A 500-nucleotide genomic window follows, 5' to 3' on the forward strand; every position below is an offset into this window, starting at 1 on the left:
ACCGCCACCGTGCTGGCCCAGGCGCTCGTGCGCGAGGGTCTGCGCAACGTCGCCGCCGGCGCCAACCCGATGGGGATCAAGCGCGGGATCGAGAAGGCCGTCGCGGCCGTCACCGCGCACCTGATCGCCTCCGCCACGGAGATCGAGACCAAGGAGCAGATCGCTGCGACCGCGGGCATCTCCGCCGGTGACCCGGCCATCGGCGAGCTCATCGCCCAGGCCATGGACAAGGTCGGCAAGGAGGGCGTGATCACGGTCGAGGAGTCGCAGACCTTCGGCCTGGACCTCGAGCTCACCGAGGGCATGCGCTTCGACAAGGGCTACATCTCGCAGTACTTCATGACGGATCCGGAGCGCCAGGAGGCGGTCATGGAGGATCCGTACGTCCTGCTGGTCTCGGGCAAGGTCTCCACCGTCAAGGACCTCCTCCCGCTGCTGGAGAAGGTCATCGGCGAGGGCAAGTCCCTGCTGATCCTGGCCGAGGACGTCGAGGGCGAGGC

At 68.2% G+C, this 500-nt stretch carries 1 protein-coding gene; it reads left to right on the top strand.

Translation table 11 applies throughout. The annotated features are described in order from the left end of the window. A partial coding sequence (locus B4M60_RS10530) for a TCP-1/cpn60 chaperonin family protein (protein ID WP_291083377.1) occupies window positions 1–500 on the top strand: 500 nt, incomplete at both ends.

Source organism: Dietzia sp. UBA5065 (genome assembly GCA_002415925.1).
Lineage (GTDB): Bacteria > Actinomycetota > Actinomycetes > Mycobacteriales > Mycobacteriaceae > Dietzia.